We start from the raw sequence: 17,650 nt of genomic DNA, 5'->3' as shown, positions 1-17,650 counted from the left end.
GTGGAATAGAGAGTTTTGCTGCCAAATAATCATTAGATTCGATTAAGGCTGGACCAATTTTTTCCATCCATTCATCGTCATCATGCACATTTTGGACATCTTGACGTAAAGGGAGTGGATATGGAAGAGCCGTAAAAAAGCTCCAGAAGTCGACTTGAGACAAATTACGAACTAAAACATATTCATCTTTATCTGTACGCTTAATCAAATTTTGCTCTTCAAGTAAAAGCACATAAGATGGCCAGCGTCCAATTTCTCCTCGGCCTAAAATTTCTAAGGCTTCTTTATCACTCACACTTTCACCGAGTTTTTGCTTTTTATAAAACAATTCAAGAATATCCAATAACATAAGAACTGGGTGCCTTTTTTGCTCTTTACCTGAATGAAATGCAGTTAAAGCAAAACTCACTTCTACACCTAGTAAAATAATATTCCAGGATAAAAAGACCCATAGTAGGAAAATAGGTACTGCTGCAAATGCTCCATATATAATTTCATAACTGGTAAAGTTTGACATTATAAAACTAAATAAATTTTTGAGTGTTTCAAACAATGCAGCGCTTAAGCATGCGGCAATTGCTGCCGAATATAGCGGAACTGTGCGATTGGGAATGGTCCAATATAAGATGAAAAAACCCAAAATGGTAAGAGCAAAAGAGATCAGCCAAAGTAGAAATGCGCCATCAAGTTGATACCCTGTGAAGTTATTACTTAATAAGTTCATGGAAGCGACTGTAGATGAAATGACGAATGCACTTCCTAAGAGAATCGGGCCTAAAGAGATGATCGTCCAGTAACGCATAAAACCCATAATGCCACTACGAGTTTCTTTAACTCGCCAAATACGATTGAAGACTGTTTCAATCGACGTGAGCATTAAAACGGTAGTAACGAATAAGAACAGCACACCAATAACAGTTAGGTTACTGGACTTTTCTGTAAAAGCATTAAGGGCTTTATCAAACGCGATAGTGCTTTTAGGTAAAAAATTACTATAGATTAAATGTTGGAGTTGTTGTCTTGCAGGTTCTAACGCTTTAATTGAAGAAATAATGACTAAGAAAACCGTCAACATCGGTACAACTGCGAATAGCGTTGTGTAAGTGAGAGAACCAGCTTGTTCACGGCACCGATCAGCTTCAAAACGCTTAAATACATATAAAACGAACTGAAACCAGGTTTTATTGTAAAAAGGAAGGTTACTTAAAAAACGTTGTAACATGCGTTGTCTATCCCGATTTTTTTAATCATCATGTTGGGCGATTGATAGCTTATCAAAGTATGAGCTTAAGCACTCAAGTAGCACATTAGAGCAAAATAATAACTTATAAAACTAAAATCATTCTGTAAGTTTACTATGCGCTATAGAAAGAATTGTAGCCATAAACTTTTTTCAAAAAAGTAGGTTTTCTGTTGTCTGGGCATAGGTTTATAAAAAGTAGAGAAAACTTCTACTCGATGAGTTTTAGAAATTTGCTCATGTTACACTTTGTGCTAGACAATCAATCACCTCTAGAATTTCATGAGATTGGTTTCGCCAAAAAAATAAAAAATACCGTATAGTGTTCTTTTTAACAAAATTTATGAAACCGATGCAACCTTACATTCTTGTACTCTATTACAGCAAATATGGTTCTACTAAAGAAATGGCTCATTTAATTGCCAACGGTATTGAGTCTGCGGGTATGTCAGTGAAAATTCGGACAGTGCCAAATATTGCTCCAGTCATCACGACAGCTGAGCCAAGTATTCCGGCAGAAGGTGATATCTACTGTACGTTAGATGATCTAGCAAATTGCGCGGGGCTGGCGTTAGGTTCCCCAACTCGCTTCGGTAATATGGCAAGTGAAATGAAGTATTTTTGGGATCAAACGACGAGTCTTTGGCTTAAGGGGGCATTACACAGTAAACCAGCTTGCGTTTTTACTTCTTCAGGATCAATGCATGGGGGGCAGGAGAGTACTTTACTTACTATGCTACCGCCTTTATTTCATCACGGGATGATGATTATGGGATTGCCAAATGCAATCCCAGCGTTATCTAACACTAAAACAGGTGGAACGCCGTATGGAGCCAGCCATGTAAGTGGCCCCCGCCATGATCAGAACTTAAGTCAGGACGAAAAGATTTTGTGTGAAGCTCAAGGCAAACGTTTAGCAGAGGTGACTAAAAAGCTTCTTAGTGCGCCTTAATTAAATAAAAAAGAGCGGATATCCGCTCTTTTTTTAGGTGTACATCTTATTCTTTTACAAAAGTAACTTTGCCATCGGTAAGAGAGTGAACACGTGCTAATGATTCAACGCGGTAGCCCTTTTCAAGCAATAAGTCACGACCTGATTGGAATGATTTTTCAATCACAATACCAACACCTACAACTTCTGCATTTGCTTGGTGAATTAAATCAATCAGTCCTAATGCTGCTTGACCATTTGCCAAGAAGTCATCAATAACTAATGCTTTATCAGTTGAATGAAGGTGTTTATTTGAAATCGCAATTGTACTTTCAGTTTGTTTAGTAAAACTAAATACTTTTGAGCGATATAAGTCATCTTTTAGCGTCAATGACTGATATTTACGAGCGAAAATTACAGGTACACCAAGTTCTAAACCTGCCATGATTGCAGGTGCAATACCTGATGCTTCAATGGTAATAATCTTGGTAATCCCTGCATCTTTAAAGCGAGCGGCAAATTCTTTACCAATCTGCTGCATGAGTACAGGATCAATTTGGTGGTTTAAGAAAGCGTCGACTTTCAAGACTTGATCAGATAGAACGATACCTTCTGTTAAGATTTTCTGTTCTAGTGCGTGCACGGGAGAATCCTCTAGACGGATGCTTTTAAAGCAAATGCGTATTTTAAAAAGCATCCGAAAAAATGCAAGCTTTAATTCGTCTTACCTGTATAACTTGTTAATAACAGGCCATAAGAAGTTTTACCATCAATATGGCTAACTTTAACTGGTAAATAATCTAGTTTTGGGGCTAACCAAAAGACTGTACTACGTTCAGGTTTTTTATGTTGTAAAACGACTTTAATGGTATCGAATGTGCCATAAGAGGTTTTAATTTTCTCATTACCTTGTTTTACAAATCGACGATTTTCAACTTCTTTTGCATCTGCAAGTGGGTAAGAAGTTTTAAGTGAACCATTTTTTAAATCTTCACGCAGCTGTAACTCTGCATTTAGCTCATCAAGAACGCCTGCCTGCCAAGCAAATGAACGGGCTTTATCGTCTTTCTTCGTAGAGATAGTTTTGCTATTTGGATTAAAGTTAATACTCATGGTGTTATTGTGAATCAAAATTTTGCTAGTACGGCTAAAACTTTGAGATCCAATTTTACCATTGTTGAAACTGAATTTACTTGTTTCACTTGCAGAAGCAATTCCACCAGCTTTTGCAGTGAAATTATAAGTCCAATTATTACCTTGTTGGCTTAAAGCGCGTGTAGCTGTACCCATACCTTTATTATTATAAGTAAACTGATAGTTTGCCTGAAATGGACTCATGGCAAGAGCATGGCTTGAGAAGCCTGCAAAAAGCAAAGTTGTTGAAATACCTGTTGCGATGCCAAACGATTTCAGAAATTTTGTTGCCATAAGTAAGTATCCTTGTACATACTAAAAAGTCAGTGCTGATGCATCTGTAACTTAAACATATTATGCCTGTTGATCATGGAGAAAAAATCAGGATTTATGCTAAATGTGTAATCTATTTGTGTTTTTTGGCAGCTAATTAATTTTCATTTATATCTGTTTATGCATCTTTTTGCTGAATTGGTGTTATTTCAGAGTCTTCTAATTCATCTTCGTCCTGATCACGATAAAGTAGGGCTGCTAAATTCACATTTCCAAATACGACTAATTCAGCTTCACGCACCCGTGCGTAATTTATATGTACTTTACCTAATGTCTCGATGATACTGGCTTTTTTACCAAACCAGCGGTTGAGATCAAGAAATATAAGTTCATCACGTTCTTCTGCTACGTTAAAACGTTCAAGAATCATCCCTAAAGGGTCTTTTTTCAAAATCTTATGGTAGTAAAAAACTGCGGCTTTCACGGCGATTTTTTGCCAAAAGTTTTTATATTTTGCTTCAATAATTTGTGTATTACTAATTTGTTCAAAAACCAAAAGCTGTTGTTCTTTATTAAATTCCATCTGAATCAGTTTTAAATCAACTGATAGTGCCGTTTCTAGGCCTTTTACATGCATGGTTGCATATAACCTTAACCAGTCATGATAAAGATCTGCGTGGAGGTCATCTAGAAATTCAACATTATTGGTAACATAACGTTGTAAAGTCGCATTCAGAAAGGTTTGTGATAGTGTAAAATCTCTTTCTTCCTCAATGAATGCTTCTGCTTTTTTATAGACTTTTTGAAGACGTCTGACTAATGAGGAAAGTAGCGTTTGCATAAAAGAACTTCCAGAATTTAATTTACTAAAGAGCCCACACAATCTTTATTATGATAAAAAACGGGTTTTGATATTGCAGTGTAACAAATTTACTTGATACATTTTGACAAAATGAAAATGGATAAAACCCTATGCTTGAAGTGAATCACATTTTTATCCAGATTTGAATATTAGTTTACATTTTATTCGGTATTAAACCGTGGGGAAAAGGCATTTATATGCTTTTAAGATTATGCTGAACAAAAGAAGTCGATTCATAGAGCCTTTTCATTATTGGTGGCAAGACCGAGTCTTTCTTGTTGCAACAATATTAGCAATCTTGCTGCATATTTTTGTGTTGCTCATTCACTTCGCCATGCCTAGCCCGTCAGAGCAATCTACTAAAGAAATTGCAATTTCAATTCGATCAAACAATGAGTCAGTTGATCAGGCAGATTTTTTGGCTCAAGCGGATCAGCAAGGTTCAGGTACATTTCGTGAGGCTCATCGGACTTCTAGTGATACCCCCAATCCTATGATTAGTGATGCTTCAACTGGTAATGCAGAGTTAGAAACTTTGCAAAAGATTCAGCAACAAAGAGAGCTTAAATTTGAAGAAAAAGTTCTAATGACGGTTTTGAGTTGGCAAAAACAAGCAGATGCAAGTCAAAGGAAAAAGGAATTGGAACAACTACAAAGTCAATTCCAAGCAAAAGCTGCGATGGTTGCCAGCCTTGAAGCACAATATTTAAGACGTAGGCAAGATTTCAGCCGCCAGCAAAAAATAAAAACAGTAGATGGAATTCAGGCGAAGAAAGATGCCTCTGCTGCTTATTTAGATAAATTTCGTGAAAAAGTGGAGCTTTATGGTAACCGCTATTATCCGGAAGAAGCCAAACAGCAACAACTAAGAGGTGAAGTCCGTTTAATGGTGATTCTAAATACACAAGGCGGGATTCGTGCAATCCGATTACTTGAAAGTTCAGGACATTCAATACTAGATGAAGCTGCAAAGTCTTCAGTACGTCGCGGCGCACCATTTGGACATTTTGATACCAATATGAAAGATATTTCGGAATTACGTATTGTGCGTACTTGGCGCTTTGATCCAGCTGAAGCGGAATTTGAGGTTCACTAATTAAAAAATGTGGATAAGTTTTAGCTTATCCACATTTTAATAAAAGAGATTTTTCAACTCTTCAACCTATCGGGAAATTTAATTATTCCTGATAAGGGTTAGCAATATTAAGTTTCGCCAAAATTTCAATTTCTAAACCTTCCATCTCTTCTGCATCTTCATCACTGGTTTCATGGTCATAACCAAGCAAATGTAAAACACCATGGACTAATAGATGTGCAAAATGATTTTGGGCAGTTTTTTTCTGTTCTAACGACTCTTGTAGTACTACCGGTATGCAAATAACTAAATCACCTAGAGGTAAGGCATCTAGCATTGGTAGAACTTCTTCAGGAATATCGCTTGGGAAAGATAAAACATTAGTCGGTTTATCTTTTTCTCGGTATTGCAAATTGAGTTGCTGGCTTTCGTCCAGATCAACACAAGCCACCCCAATTTCACAATCTTCTTTATAACCAACGTGGCGTAAAGTTGTCTCAATAATTTTTTTGAGTTGAGCTCGTTTGAGCTCTAACTCAGGTGATTGAAAGTCTTGTTGTAAACTTAAACTGATTTTCAAAATGAATCCTTAAGCATCCTGATGTTGCAAGTCTGCTGCTGTATCGTTTTCAGCAACTAATGCTTCTTGACGTGCTTTGCGTTCAGCACGTGCTTCAGCATTAAGACGCTGTTGTTCACCATCCCATCCTTCATACGCTTCAACGATTTTTTGAACCAGTTGGTGACGTACAACGTCACGGGAATGGAAACGGGTAATATGAATTTCTGTAATATTTTCGAGTACGCGAAGTGCGTGTGCCAAACCAGATTGTTGACCTCGAGGTAAATCTACTTGAGTAATGTCACCTGTAATCACTGCACGAGAACCAAAACCTAAACGGGTCAAGAACATTTTCATTTGTTCTGGCGTTGTGTTTTGAGCTTCATCCAAAATTACAAATGAATGGTTAAGTGTACGACCACGCATATAGGCAAGAGGGGCAACCTCAATCACTTGACGCTCAATTAACTTGGCAACTTTTTCAAAGCCAAGCATTTCGTAAAGAGCATCGTAAAGAGGACGTAGGTATGGGTCGATTTTCTGAGTTAAATCACCCGGTAGGAAACCTAACTTTTCTCCAGCTTCTACAGCAGGACGTACAAGCAAAATCCGCTGGATTTCGTTACGTTCGAGCATATCTACTGCGGCGGCAACAGCTAAATAGGTTTTACCTGTACCCGCAGGGCCAACACCAAAAGAAATGTCGCTTTGCAAAATACGCTGTACATAACGTTTTTGATTGGCACCACGTGGATTAATGCGGCCTTTTCGAGTCTGGAAATAAACATCCATTGGCGCATCATGCTCATCCATTTCTTCTCCCACTAACTCGAAATTACGTTCAGTTTGAGAAGATTGAATTAATAGATGTAACAGATCGGCACTAATTTGCTGGGATACCTCAGACTCTTCGTAGAGTCTTTGCAATAATGCTTCGGCTCTCCCAACAGCATCTATCTCACCATCGATATGAAAAACATCTCCACGATGAGTAATTTTGACATCTAAACGCTGTTCAATTTGCTTAAGGTGCCCATTATAGGCACCCAAGATGCTCTTTAAACGTTCCATTGAAATTTCAGGAAATGTTACGGTACGTCGAATCGCTGCAGTCAAGAGAAAACCTTTCAGTAGACTTTAGAATACCTCTACATTACGCCACGTCAGGCTCAAGATTCAAGAGTTCACCGTAAACTAAATTTAAAGTTTTAATTTCAGTAATCTCGATCTCTGCGAAACGACCTACCCAAGAAGCATCACCTACGAAAGTGACTAGACGTGTATTATCGGCTGTACCTAGTAAAATATTAGGGTCTTGGTCCGAAACTTTTTCAATAAGAACACGTTCAATTTTGCCAAGCATTGCATCAGTTTTTTCAATACTAGATTGTTTAATCACTTTTTGAACTTGAGCTAAACGCTCTTTCTTAACGTGCTCAGGCGTAGTATCAGGCAAGTCTGATGCAGGTGTACCCGGGCGTTTTGAATAGACAAAACTATACGAGTGGTCAAAATCTAAGTCTTTGATAAATTGAAGTGTTTCAGCGAAGTTTTCATCAGTTTCACCTGGGAAACCAATAATAAAGTCACTCGATAAATGCATATCTGGACGTATTTTTCTTAGCTTGGCAATCTTATCGATATAAACATCAATCGTATGATTTCGCTTCATTGCCTGTAAGACATCATTTGATCCACTTTGAACAGGTAAGTGTAAATGTGACACCATTTGAGGCAAATCTTCATAGCACTGAATTAACTCATCAGAGAACTCAAGTGGATGCGATGTTGTATAACGTAAACGGCCGATACCCGGAATTTCTGCAACGAGTCGTAACAATTCAGGGAAAGTACATATGCCGCCTTCGAAAGTTTCGCCGCGATATCCATTTACATTTTGACCCAGAAGTGAAATTTCACGAACACCTTTTTCAGCCAGGCCTGCAATTTCTGCAAGTACATCATCTAATGGGCGAGAAACTTCTTCACCGCGTGTATAAGGAACTACACAGAAAGAACAATATTTAGAGCAGCCTTCCATAATAGAAACGAATGCTTTAAAGCCTTCTACACGTGGTTCAGGTAAAAAGTCGAACTTTTCAATATCTGGGAAAGAAATATCAACCAGTTTGATTTTATCTTTTTTAGGTTTTTCTACTTGAGCATTATGCTGATCAAGCATTTGTGGTAAACGGTGTAATGTTTGTGGACCAAAAATCATGTCCACGTAAGGCGCACGTTTTTGAATGTTGTCACCTTCTTGAGATGCAACACATCCACCGACACCAATCACAAGATCAGGGTTCTTGTCTTTTAGTTTGCGCCAGCGGCCTAATTCACTAAATACTTTTTCCTGTGCTTTTTCACGAATAGAACACGTATTCATGAGCAGAATGTCTGCTTCATTAGGGTTGGTCGTTAAAACGTAGCCGTGAGAGTCGCCTAAAAGGTCTGCCATACGGTGACTGTCATACTCATTCATCTGACACCCTTGAGTTTCAATATAAAGTTTTTTTATTGAAACATCAGTGGTGTGCGTTGGCTGGGTAACAGTGTTTTCTGAGGCAGCTTTGGCACCATTGGGAATGAAGGTTTGAACCGTCATGCAGGCTCCTAACAGATCGATCTAAAAAGAATAAATTGGCCCAAAATGGGTCAAACCATTTATTATAGCAGTATTTGAGCTGAACCGATAACAGTAAACTTTCAGAACATGACAAGGTTTTTGTGAAGTAAATTAGGTGAATTTTAATGATGTTGAATCATAGAGTTACATAACACAACAAAAGAAAGCACGAAGAATAATTAAACTATGCGTTGAAGGTGAATAGTCAGGGTTTAACACATTTATGAGACCAAGTAGAAAGAGCTCATCAATCCATAGTCGTGTAATGAAAAATAAATATATGCATCGTAGCTGGTTAGGAGCTATGTGTTTACTTGGTTGTTCATTTACCTATGCTGCCGAAGAGCAGTTCAATGATGCCTTAAATGCTGCAAATAGTGGTAACACCGCATTATTAGATCAATATCAGCTTGCAATGCAAAATGATGTATTGGGATACTATCCAGAGTATTGGAAACTCAACACCAACCTTGGCTTTCAACCTACTGCCTCTATCGTAAGTTTTGCTCAACGTTATCCACAATCAGCAATGGCTGAAAAATTAGCAGCTGATTATGTTGAAGAAAAAGTTAAACAAGCTGACTTTACATCTGCACAACCTGTTTTATCTTATGTCACCAATCCTGACCAAGCCGAAAATTGTGCTTTAGCACAAGTGCGGGCAAAAAGCGGTGATGCATTAGTTTTTGCTGAATATAAAGATGTTTGGCTAGCAACGGAATCACAACCGGAATCTTGTATAGGCTTAGGGCGCATGATGTTGTCTAGTCCTTTAATGAGTGCACAAGATAAACAACAGCGTCTATGGGTACAGTTGCGTGCAGGTTTGTCGGGACAGGCGCTTGCGACAGCACAGACTTTGGGTTTGAATTTATCATTGGCTCAACTTAACCAAATTCAGGCTAACCCACTTAATTATTTATGGAGTGCGCCTAAGACAAATGATGCAGATTATGCTTATTTGATTTTCGCGTTAGGACGTCTAGCTAATAATGACTTAAGCAATGCTTTTTCAAATGTGCAGCGTGTTGCTCAAGGTACGCCACAAAATGTACAAAAATATTTATATCGTACGGTAGCCTATATTGGTGGCACCACGGTAATGAAAAATAATTTTAATCGTGAAGTTCTTCAATACTTTGATGCAAGTTATGGTTATCCATTAAGTCCGGAAGAAGCTGAAATTTATGCACGTCAGGCGATTAGATTTGGTGCATGGGAAAGTTTAATCCGTGCCATTGATAGTATGACTGTATCCCAAAAACAAGAAGACCGTTGGCAATATTGGCTTGCTCGTGCAACAGAACAGCGCGGTGATAGTGCTTCAAAAGCAACAGCACAACAAATTTATAGAAAATTGGCCCAGACGGGTGACGACTATCATAACCTTTTAGCGAAAGATCGTTTAGGTGAGCGTTATAACCATCAACCCTATGATGATCAGCCAACGGCAAGTGATTTAAGACGTTTAGATCAGAATATTCACTTTAATCGTGCTTTTACTTTAAGACGTATTAATGCAAATCCAACTTATACCAACCGAGAGTGGAATTGGGCGGTTCGCCAGGCTTATCTTCAGCATGACGATGGCCTACTTTTAGCTGCGGCAAAGCGTGCTCATGACATGGGATGGTATGATCGTGCAATTTATGCAGCAGATCGTACAACCAATAAGCACAATGACACATATCGCTATGTGACCCCGCATAAAACTAATGTCGTAAGTCATAGTTACAATGCAGGAATTGATCCAGCATGGGCTTATGGTTTAATGCGTCAAGAAAGTCGGTTTGTTACTTCTGCACGGTCTCACGTTGGGGCAGGTGGTCTTATGCAAATTATGCCTGATACAGCAAAGTTGATTGCTCGCCAGATGGGAGAAACATATAATCCGGCAGCGTTAAGTGAAATGAATACAAATATTCGATATGGAACATTTTATTTGTCGATGATTCAGGGACAATTAAGCAATAACCCTGTTTTGGCAACAGCAGGTTATAATGCGGGACCTAATCGGGCTAGACGTTGGCAACCGGACTACCAATCAATTTCGGCTGACCAATATACTGAGACAATTCCATTGTTAGAAACCAGAGACTATGTCAAACATGTTATGACGAATGCAACACATTACGGGGTAGTATTGGGGCAAGGCGCCCAGTCGTTATCGCAACGTATGAAAGTCATTCCAATGCGTACGTCGCCTTAATTTTAAGGTGGTTGATGATGGATCTTCTTTTAATTGGCATATTCAAGTTTTAATTAAATGAAATATAGATATTTGGAACTTCGTTCAATTTTGCAACTTGCATGGTGGCTCATCTGTGCGGGAGTAGGATTGATGAGTTCCGTTTTACATGCCGAACCTGTTAATTTACAGGGGTATGTTATGCATGTGCAAATGACACCTGCCGCATGTGCATTAGATCCCTCTAAACAAAAACAACGTAAATGTCTTGAAGGATATTCACTGACAATTACAGGTCTAATGCCGGAAACAAACCAAAGTAATTGCTCAACAGAAAGTTCTGCAACTTTGTCTCCATTGCAAGCTAAAGTTGTGGCTCGGGTTATGCCTGATAATAATGCCCGTGTGCAGCTTTGGAAAAGTGTAGGGGGGTGCGTTCCTATGAATGCAAGCCAATATTTCAGGACAGTCATTAACTTTGCTGAACGTTTAAAAATTCCGGCTAGTCTTACAAGTTCAACAAATGTTGAAATGCAACAATCTGCGTTAAGACAGCAATTTACTCGTCTTAATCCGAGCTTACCTCAAAATGGTATTCGTTTTAGTTGTCAGTTATCGCGCTCCGATGTGGTCTTAACAGAAGTGAAAGTTTGTTACACGGTAAAAGGCCAATATAAACAATGTGCAAATCATGTGGTATCGAATTGCCCTAGTGAAATTACGATTAAAGGAAGTTACTAAAGGTAACGATCATTTTGTAAAAAAATGCTCGTCATACATTGAATCTATTTATAAAGGTTAATTTGTATTTTCTATCAGACTTTTGGTGAAAATGAGTCGCTTTTACATGCATCTGCCAAATCTTTAGAGTACAATCTTTGCCGTTTATGATGATTTGGTTAGATGGAATTCCTATTTAGCCCGATTAAGGACACTCATTGGAGACAATTACATGAAGCAACCCGTTCGTGTTGCCGTGACTGGCGCTGCAGGTCAAATTGGTTACAGCTTATTATTTCGTATCGCAAGCGGTGAAATGTTAGGTAAAGATCAGCCTGTTATTTTACAATTGCTTGAAGTTCCAGTTGAAAAAGCACAACAAGCGCTGAAAGGCGTAATGATGGAACTTGATGACTGTGCTTTCCCTTTATTGGCTGGCATGATCGGGACTGATGATCCGAAAGTTGCATTTAAAGATGCTGACTACGCTTTATTGGTAGGTTCTCGTCCACGTGGTCCTGGTATGGAACGTGCTGACTTGTTAAAAGTTAACGGTGAAATTTTCATCGGTCAAGGTCAAGCATTAAACGAAGTTGCTAGCCGTAACGTTAAAGTATTAGTTGTAGGTAACCCTGCAAACACTAACGCTTACATCGCAATGAAATCTGCTCCAGATCTTCCAGCGAAAAACTTTACAGCGATGTTGCGTCTTGACCACAACCGTGCGTTGACTCAAGTTGCTCAAAAAGCTGGGGTTGCAGTTGCTGACATCGAAAACTTAACAGTTTGGGGCAACCACTCTCCAACAATGTATGCTGACTACCGTTTTGCAACGGCAAATGGCGAAAGCTTAAAAGACAAAATTAACGATCCAGCTTGGAACAAAGATGTATTCCTTCCAACTGTTGGTAAACGTGGTGCTGCGATCATCGAAGCGCGTGGTTTGTCTTCTGCTGCTTCTGCCGCTAACGCTGCAATTGACCATATGCGTGATTGGGCGCTTGGTACAAACGGCAAATGGGTAACTATGGGTATTCCATCTGATGGTTCTTATGGTATTCCTGAAGGCGTTATGTTCGGTTTCCCTGTTACAACTGAAAACGGTGAATACAAAATCGTTCAAGGTTTAGAAATTGATGAATTCAGCCGTGAGCGTATCAACTTCACTCTAAATGAGCTTGAAGAAGAACGTGCAGCAATTGCTGACATGGTAAAATAATTCATCAGTTTGATGAGTTAAAAAAAGCACTCTTTTAGAGTGCTTTTTTATTGAACCCTGAAAAAGGGAACACAAAAAGCAACAAGAAAATATAGACACTATCATGCAAGTAAAAACGTTTTATTGTTAGATTAGTTAATAGATGATTTAAAAGAAGTTATAGGAGAATAACAATGTTTGAACAGCAACCTACTTTAGAACTTTTATTTGATCAGCTGGGTTTGGATTCAGATGAAGCAAGTATTGAAAACTTTATCAAGACACATCAATTGCCAGCCGAACAAAAATTACATGAAGCTTCTTTTTGGTCAAAGGGCCAAAGTGATTTTTTAAAAAGTCATTGGGAAAAAGATGATGAGTGGATTGTGGTGATTGATGAGCTGAATGAACAACTGCATGAAGACAGTCTAAAAAAATAATTTCATAAAAATAAAGCCTGTTTTTACATGTAATACCTAAAACAGGCTTTATTACATTAAGGGTTTAATGTGTTTTTACTTTTAATTGATCTTTATACCATGGCTCATGACGTACAAGGTCGAATACAGGTTGGCCGTGAAGTAGTTCAAGATCACACGTAGACGTTGATAAATATTTAGTTAACCAATGTCGTGTTAATGCAGATTCTTGTCGCGCTGCTGACGCATAGGCCAAGAAGAAATAGATATCGGCATGTTCATGATGCGCTAAGGGCTTCAAAATTTGTTGAGTAATTAACGCAAAACGTTTTTCTTTATTTAATTCAAAATAAAGCATATAGGCTTTGGCTAAATGTAAAGACAAATTAAGATATAAGCTCAATGGCATTTCTTCATATTCCATACGAGCTTGTTCAAGCAAAACAATAGCTTCTTGTAAAAAATGAAGTTGCTCTTGGCGAACACGACTTAATACTACAAGTTGCATGCGTAACTCAGCACGCTCCAAAGCAAGCTCAGGCGTATTTTCAGTCAAATAAAGTTGGTCTGTTTCACCAATTCGGTTCACAATTGTTTTACTTTCAATAGACATACGCCATCACCTTTTTTAATCAATAGCTTTTATATCGGGTTTATTTGCCAAATTTAAAGAGTAACCTTTAAACCCAAATAGAATTTCCACTACGAAGCCAAGCTGTAATAGAGAGTCTTTGTTGTTTTGAAGTTAATACTTCATGTAATAAATCGCTTTGAAATATCACCAGTCGATTGGGCTCGGGGTTAACAATATGCCATTTCTCATTTTTATCTTGTAGTCGTAATTGTCCACCCCAATCTTCTCGCCATTCTGAATGTAAGTAATAGACAGTTGATATAATACGATCATTTTTTTGTTGAGGATTGTCTCGATGTAAAGCGTAAAATTCGCCCAAACTATAACGGGCAAAATGAGCCTCAACTTCTTTAATTCCTAAATAAAATGCTTGATTTAAATTTTGTGAAAATAAACTTAAATTTTCAATATGTTGTTGAGCAATAGGAAGCTGATCGTTAATCCAGAGAATATGGTCACTGCGAATATTACTGACTACGCCGTTTTGAATACCTGCTTGTCTAAATTCATCAATGTGATGGCTACACTCGTTAGCAACCTGAGCACGATATTGGCCGGGATAGGCCTGATTTATAATGGCAAAGCCATGCGTATTTAAATCATCTAAAATTTGATCCAAATTCCATGAATCAGGAAGCGAGTGAGAGTGCATATAACCTCGGGTAGATCGTAAAAATATCAAGCAGCTCTATTTTAGATGATCACAACCTTACGAAAGAATATTTTTTTCATGTTAAACTATTTGTTGAATTGAGGAATTAAAGTCAACATGAATTACCGTCACCATTTCCATGCGGGCAACTTTGCAGATGTTATGAAGCATGTGCTTTTGCTACAGCTGCTCAACCGTTTAAATGCTAAAGATAAACCTTATCGTTATATCGATACGCATGGAGGGGCAGGCAAATATGATTTATCTCTGGCACCTGCACAAAAGTCTGGAGAGTTTCTCACAGGCATTCATCGCCTAGTTCAATTATCTGAAATGGAAAAGCGTCAGGCACCTGAAGCAATCCAGCAATATTTGAAATTGGTCGAACAATTACGTTCTGAGGAAGGAAAGGGTAGTTATCCAGGTTCTCCTTGGTTTGCTTTGCAAGGCATGCGTGAAATCGACAAGGCGACTATATTTGAAATGCAGCGCGATGTATTTCAACAATTACGCGATAATATTCGTGATAAACGTGCAGGTTTACATGAGCGTGATGCATATGAAGGCTTACTCGGTGTAATTCCGCCAAAAGAAAAGCGCGGTCTGGTTATGATCGATCCTCCTTACGAATTAGAGCGTAAAGACTTTCCACAATTAGTTGAACTTTTACAACAAGCTCATAAAAAATGGCCAACAGGCGTTTTTGCAGTTTGGTATCCAATTAAAGACCGAGCGATGATTGAACGTTTTGAAAAGAAAATGTTTAAAACGGGTATTCGCCGTCAATTGGTTTGTGAAATTTGTGTATGGCCAGATGACACTCCTGTAGGTCTAAATGGTTGTGGTTTATTGGTAATCAACCCGCCTTGGCAGTTCTCTGAACAAGCAGATCAAGCACTACAATGGTTATTCCCTCACTTACGTATGCAAGAAACTGGTGGTCATGCTGCTGTTCGCTGGTTAGTGGGTGAGTAACAGTTAACTTAAATCAATGCACATGTTTGGAATAGAAAATAATGACAAATGCGCCTAAACCAGAGCAAGATTTAACTCATAATGAACATTCATTTGATGGGATTACATTTGAAGTGGTTGAAGAAGAAGATAATCCGGAAGGACAAAAAGTGAAGCGCCGAGGTATTTATCTTTGGCCTAACTTAATTACAACTGCTGCTCTGTTGTCCGGCTTCTATTCCATCATTGCAAGTATGAATGGTGATTTTAACCAAGCAATCTATGCCATTTTTATTGCAGCGCTACTTGATGGTCTTGATGGGCGCGTTGCTCGAGCTATTGGTGCACAAAGCGCTTTTGGCGAACAATATGATTCTCTCTCGGACTTGTTAGCTTTTGGTGTGGCGCCAGCAATGTTGATGTATAGCTGGAGTTTGCATGATTTAGGTCGTATTGGATTGGCATGTTGTTTTGTTTATACAGCGTGTGCAGCCTTCCGTTTAGCACGTTTTAATGTGCAAATTGGCGTTGTTGATAAGCGTTATTTTATCGGTATTGCAAGTCCACTCGCTGCCATTATCATTATTTCACTTGTCTGGGTTGCTCGCGATTATCCTTTCATTTTTGATTTACGTGATATTGCGATTCAAACTATTAATGCTGTTCTTATGGTAATTGTGGGATTACTCATGATTTCCAATATTAAATACTATTCTTTCAAGCAGATGGATCGTAAACGTGTTCCCTTTGTAGTTATGTTGCCAGTAGTACTGATTTTTGCAGCAATCACTTATAATATTCCGATGGGCATTTTGACTGTTTCAATTATCTATGCTCTCTCTGGTTTTGTTACGACTCTATTAGCACGCAAGAGTAATGAAACAATAAAAACATAAAATAGAAGAGGTTCAGTATGCCTAAGTTGATAAGTCAAATTAATCAATTACAGCAGCTGGGTCCTAATGCTAAAGAGGGGGTTGTTTATCAACCTTCTCGTGGTTTTTTTAAAATTGTTTATCAAGCCTTAATCCTTCCAAATTTACCCACACCGCTTCGTTATTTTAATTATATTAGCTTAGTGGGACAGCCGCGCATTCCTCTTTGTTATAACACTCATAGCATTACAACTTCAGCAATTGACACTGCAACAGTGCTTGTAAGTAATAGCCAACATAGTGTGGGACATTTAAAGACATATTCAATCCGGCGCCAATGCCAGTTTGATTCGACAGTATATCAGTTTGATAAAATAGACGTGATTCAATGGCAAATTCCAACGATTCACCTTCAACGCTTAGACCCAGAAATGGGTTGTGACCTTTCGATTCAAGTCCCAGACAATATCTCTAATGCATCTGCATTACAGTGGGGCGTTTCTGACTATTGGTCAACGCTATGTATTTGTGAAGGAGAAATTTTCTATAAAGGGCAAAAATATCAAATTGAAGGATTGGGGCGATTTAAACACGCAAGAGCCCTGCATTTACCGTTCTTATCTTTATGTTTCTACACATGCCAAATTATTAATTTAAATGAGACGACACAGCTTACATTTCTACAAATAAGAAATCAGTGGAATATCATTTTATGCTCAAGACTAGAGATTCAAGAATTTGGGGAACCTGTTGAAAGCTTTACAGAAGATGTAAATTTACATATCCATCGGGTTTATCCAAAGGTTAAGACACCGAATGGTAAAGAGATGTATCTGCCACGAGAGTTTTCTTGGCAGTGTAAGAAAAATGGAAAAATAATTTTTGAACTATATGCACAAAGCCGTGGTGACTACAAGTTTGGATTAGCAGCGGGATATGTAGGAAGCTTTCATTATCAATTAAGTTGGAATGAACAGTGTCTACAAGGTGAAGGTGGATATTGTGAATATATCGATTGTCGACCACTTAGATGGCAAGAAAAGAATCAAGATGAGAAAATTTTAGATAAATTGATGCTTTTACAACCATGTTTATATAAAAAATGACTATTTTTATTATTTTTGATCAAAAAGCGAACTGTTGTTGCACTGATATTAAAAAAGGGGTTGCAAAGGGGATGTAATGGTCTATAATGCACATCCATCGGCGGTGATGCAGATAGAAACTTGTTGAAAAACAGTTACTTGTGATTAAGTTGATTGCTTTAAGTGATGAATTTGATGGTGAGTTGGTTTTGAGAATAAGTT

At 38.2% G+C, this 17,650-nt stretch carries 17 protein-coding genes and 1 pseudogene; 9 read left to right on the top strand and 9 right to left on the bottom strand.

Annotated features, from left to right (window positions below; translation table 11 throughout):
• A partial coding sequence (locus tag HUN22_RS08245; RefSeq protein ID WP_174728001.1) for a YihY family inner membrane protein occupies positions 1 to 1,222 on the bottom strand: 1,222 nt, incomplete at its 3' end.
• Positions 1,223 to 1,583: 361 nt separating this feature from the next.
• Between HUN22_RS08245 and wrbA the strand changes: the two genes are divergently transcribed.
• Positions 1,584 to 2,192: an NAD(P)H:quinone oxidoreductase gene (gene wrbA, locus HUN22_RS08240; RefSeq protein ID WP_174727998.1), complete on the top strand. Its 609-nt coding sequence runs from the start codon at positions 1,584 to 1,586 to the stop codon at positions 2,190 to 2,192.
• A 46-nt stretch (positions 2,193 to 2,238) separates the two neighbouring features.
• Here wrbA and HUN22_RS08235 read toward each other — a convergent pair whose 3' ends face one another.
• The 3 genes from HUN22_RS08235 to HUN22_RS08225 form a co-directional block, all read right to left on the bottom strand.
• A complete protein-coding gene (locus HUN22_RS08235) occupies positions 2,239 to 2,814 on the bottom strand; it encodes a xanthine phosphoribosyltransferase (protein WP_017400424.1) in 576 nt (191 codons plus the stop codon).
• Positions 2,815 to 2,885: 71 nt separating this feature from the next.
• Positions 2,886 to 3,599, bottom strand: a complete 714-nt coding sequence (locus HUN22_RS08230; protein ID WP_057104940.1) for a DUF3108 domain-containing protein — start codon at positions 3,597 to 3,599, stop codon at positions 2,886 to 2,888.
• Between the two features lie 157 nt (positions 3,600 to 3,756).
• A complete protein-coding gene (locus HUN22_RS08225) occupies positions 3,757 to 4,419 on the bottom strand; it encodes a hypothetical protein (RefSeq protein ID WP_174727995.1) in 663 nt (220 codons plus the stop codon).
• 232 nt (positions 4,420 to 4,651) lie between these two features.
• Between HUN22_RS08225 and HUN22_RS08220 the strand changes: the two genes are divergently transcribed.
• Entirely contained in the window at positions 4,652 to 5,536 is an 885-nt protein-coding gene (locus HUN22_RS08220) for an energy transducer TonB (protein ID WP_174727992.1), read from the top strand.
• Between the two features lie 82 nt (positions 5,537 to 5,618).
• Here the strand turns inward: HUN22_RS08220 and ybeY are convergent, their stop codons facing one another.
• Genes ybeY through miaB form a run of 3 tightly spaced genes read right to left on the bottom strand, consistent with a single transcriptional unit; the run spans position 5,619 to position 8,682 of the window.
• Positions 5,619 to 6,095 (bottom strand): rRNA maturation RNase YbeY, encoded by a 477-nt coding sequence (ybeY, locus tag HUN22_RS08215; RefSeq protein WP_174727989.1) that lies wholly within the window; start codon positions 6,093 to 6,095, stop codon positions 5,619 to 5,621.
• Between the two features lie 9 nt (positions 6,096 to 6,104).
• Positions 6,105 to 7,193, bottom strand: a complete 1,089-nt coding sequence (locus HUN22_RS08210; protein ID WP_174727986.1) for a PhoH family protein — start codon at positions 7,191 to 7,193, stop codon at positions 6,105 to 6,107.
• A 37-nt stretch (positions 7,194 to 7,230) separates the two neighbouring features.
• Positions 7,231 to 8,682, bottom strand: coding sequence for a tRNA (N6-isopentenyl adenosine(37)-C2)-methylthiotransferase MiaB (miaB, locus tag HUN22_RS08205; RefSeq protein WP_002119558.1), 1,452 nt, complete (start codon positions 8,680 to 8,682; stop codon positions 7,231 to 7,233).
• A gap of 286 nt (positions 8,683 to 8,968) precedes the next feature.
• On the opposite strand from miaB, the gene HUN22_RS08200 reads away from it, so the two are divergent.
• The 4 genes from HUN22_RS08200 (at position 8,969) to HUN22_RS08185 (ending at position 13,249) form a co-directional block, all read left to right on the top strand.
• Positions 8,969 to 10,912, top strand: coding sequence for a lytic transglycosylase domain-containing protein (locus HUN22_RS08200; protein WP_174727983.1), 1,944 nt, complete (start codon positions 8,969 to 8,971; stop codon positions 10,910 to 10,912).
• Positions 10,913 to 10,969: 57 nt separating this feature from the next.
• Complete coding sequence (locus tag HUN22_RS08195; protein ID WP_174727980.1) at positions 10,970 to 11,632, top strand: ribonuclease T2 family protein; 663 nt, start codon at positions 10,970 to 10,972, stop codon at positions 11,630 to 11,632.
• A 211-nt stretch (positions 11,633 to 11,843) separates the two neighbouring features.
• Positions 11,844 to 12,830 (top strand): malate dehydrogenase, encoded by a 987-nt coding sequence (locus HUN22_RS08190; protein ID WP_002119517.1) that lies wholly within the window; start codon positions 11,844 to 11,846, stop codon positions 12,828 to 12,830.
• Positions 12,831 to 13,003: 173 nt separating this feature from the next.
• Positions 13,004 to 13,249 carry a DUF2789 family protein gene (locus HUN22_RS08185; RefSeq protein WP_016143537.1) on the top strand — a complete coding sequence of 82 codons (246 nt, stop codon included), beginning with the start codon at positions 13,004 to 13,006 and terminating at the stop codon, positions 13,247 to 13,249.
• Between the two features lie 64 nt (positions 13,250 to 13,313).
• Here the strand turns inward: HUN22_RS08185 and HUN22_RS08180 are convergent, their stop codons facing one another.
• Both HUN22_RS08180 and HUN22_RS08175 read right to left on the bottom strand, forming a co-directional pair.
• A complete protein-coding gene (locus tag HUN22_RS08180; RefSeq protein ID WP_032054606.1) occupies positions 13,314 to 13,841 on the bottom strand; it encodes a hypothetical protein in 528 nt (175 codons plus the stop codon).
• 67 nt (positions 13,842 to 13,908) lie between these two features.
• A complete protein-coding gene (locus HUN22_RS08175; RefSeq protein ID WP_174727977.1) occupies positions 13,909 to 14,514 on the bottom strand; it encodes a 2OG-Fe(II) oxygenase in 606 nt (201 codons plus the stop codon).
• A gap of 117 nt (positions 14,515 to 14,631) precedes the next feature.
• On the opposite strand from HUN22_RS08175, the gene HUN22_RS08170 reads away from it, so the two are divergent.
• The 3 genes and pseudogenes from HUN22_RS08170 (at position 14,632) to HUN22_RS08160 (ending at position 17,468) form a co-directional block, all read left to right on the top strand.
• A complete protein-coding gene (locus tag HUN22_RS08170; RefSeq protein WP_174727974.1) occupies positions 14,632 to 15,489 on the top strand; it encodes a 23S rRNA (adenine(2030)-N(6))-methyltransferase RlmJ in 858 nt (285 codons plus the stop codon).
• 41 nt (positions 15,490 to 15,530) lie between these two features.
• A complete protein-coding gene (gene pssA, locus HUN22_RS08165; RefSeq protein ID WP_174727971.1) occupies positions 15,531 to 16,364 on the top strand; it encodes a CDP-diacylglycerol--serine O-phosphatidyltransferase in 834 nt (277 codons plus the stop codon).
• Between the two features lie 17 nt (positions 16,365 to 16,381).
• Positions 16,382 to 17,468: pseudogene (locus HUN22_RS08160) on the top strand (DUF6670 family protein).
• Positions 17,469 to 17,650: the final 182 nt, after the last annotated feature.

Source organism: Acinetobacter lactucae, from assembly GCF_013344765.1.
Lineage (GTDB): Bacteria > Pseudomonadota > Gammaproteobacteria > Pseudomonadales > Moraxellaceae > Acinetobacter > Acinetobacter lactucae_A.
This window is presented reverse-complemented; position numbering and strand designations above follow the sequence as displayed.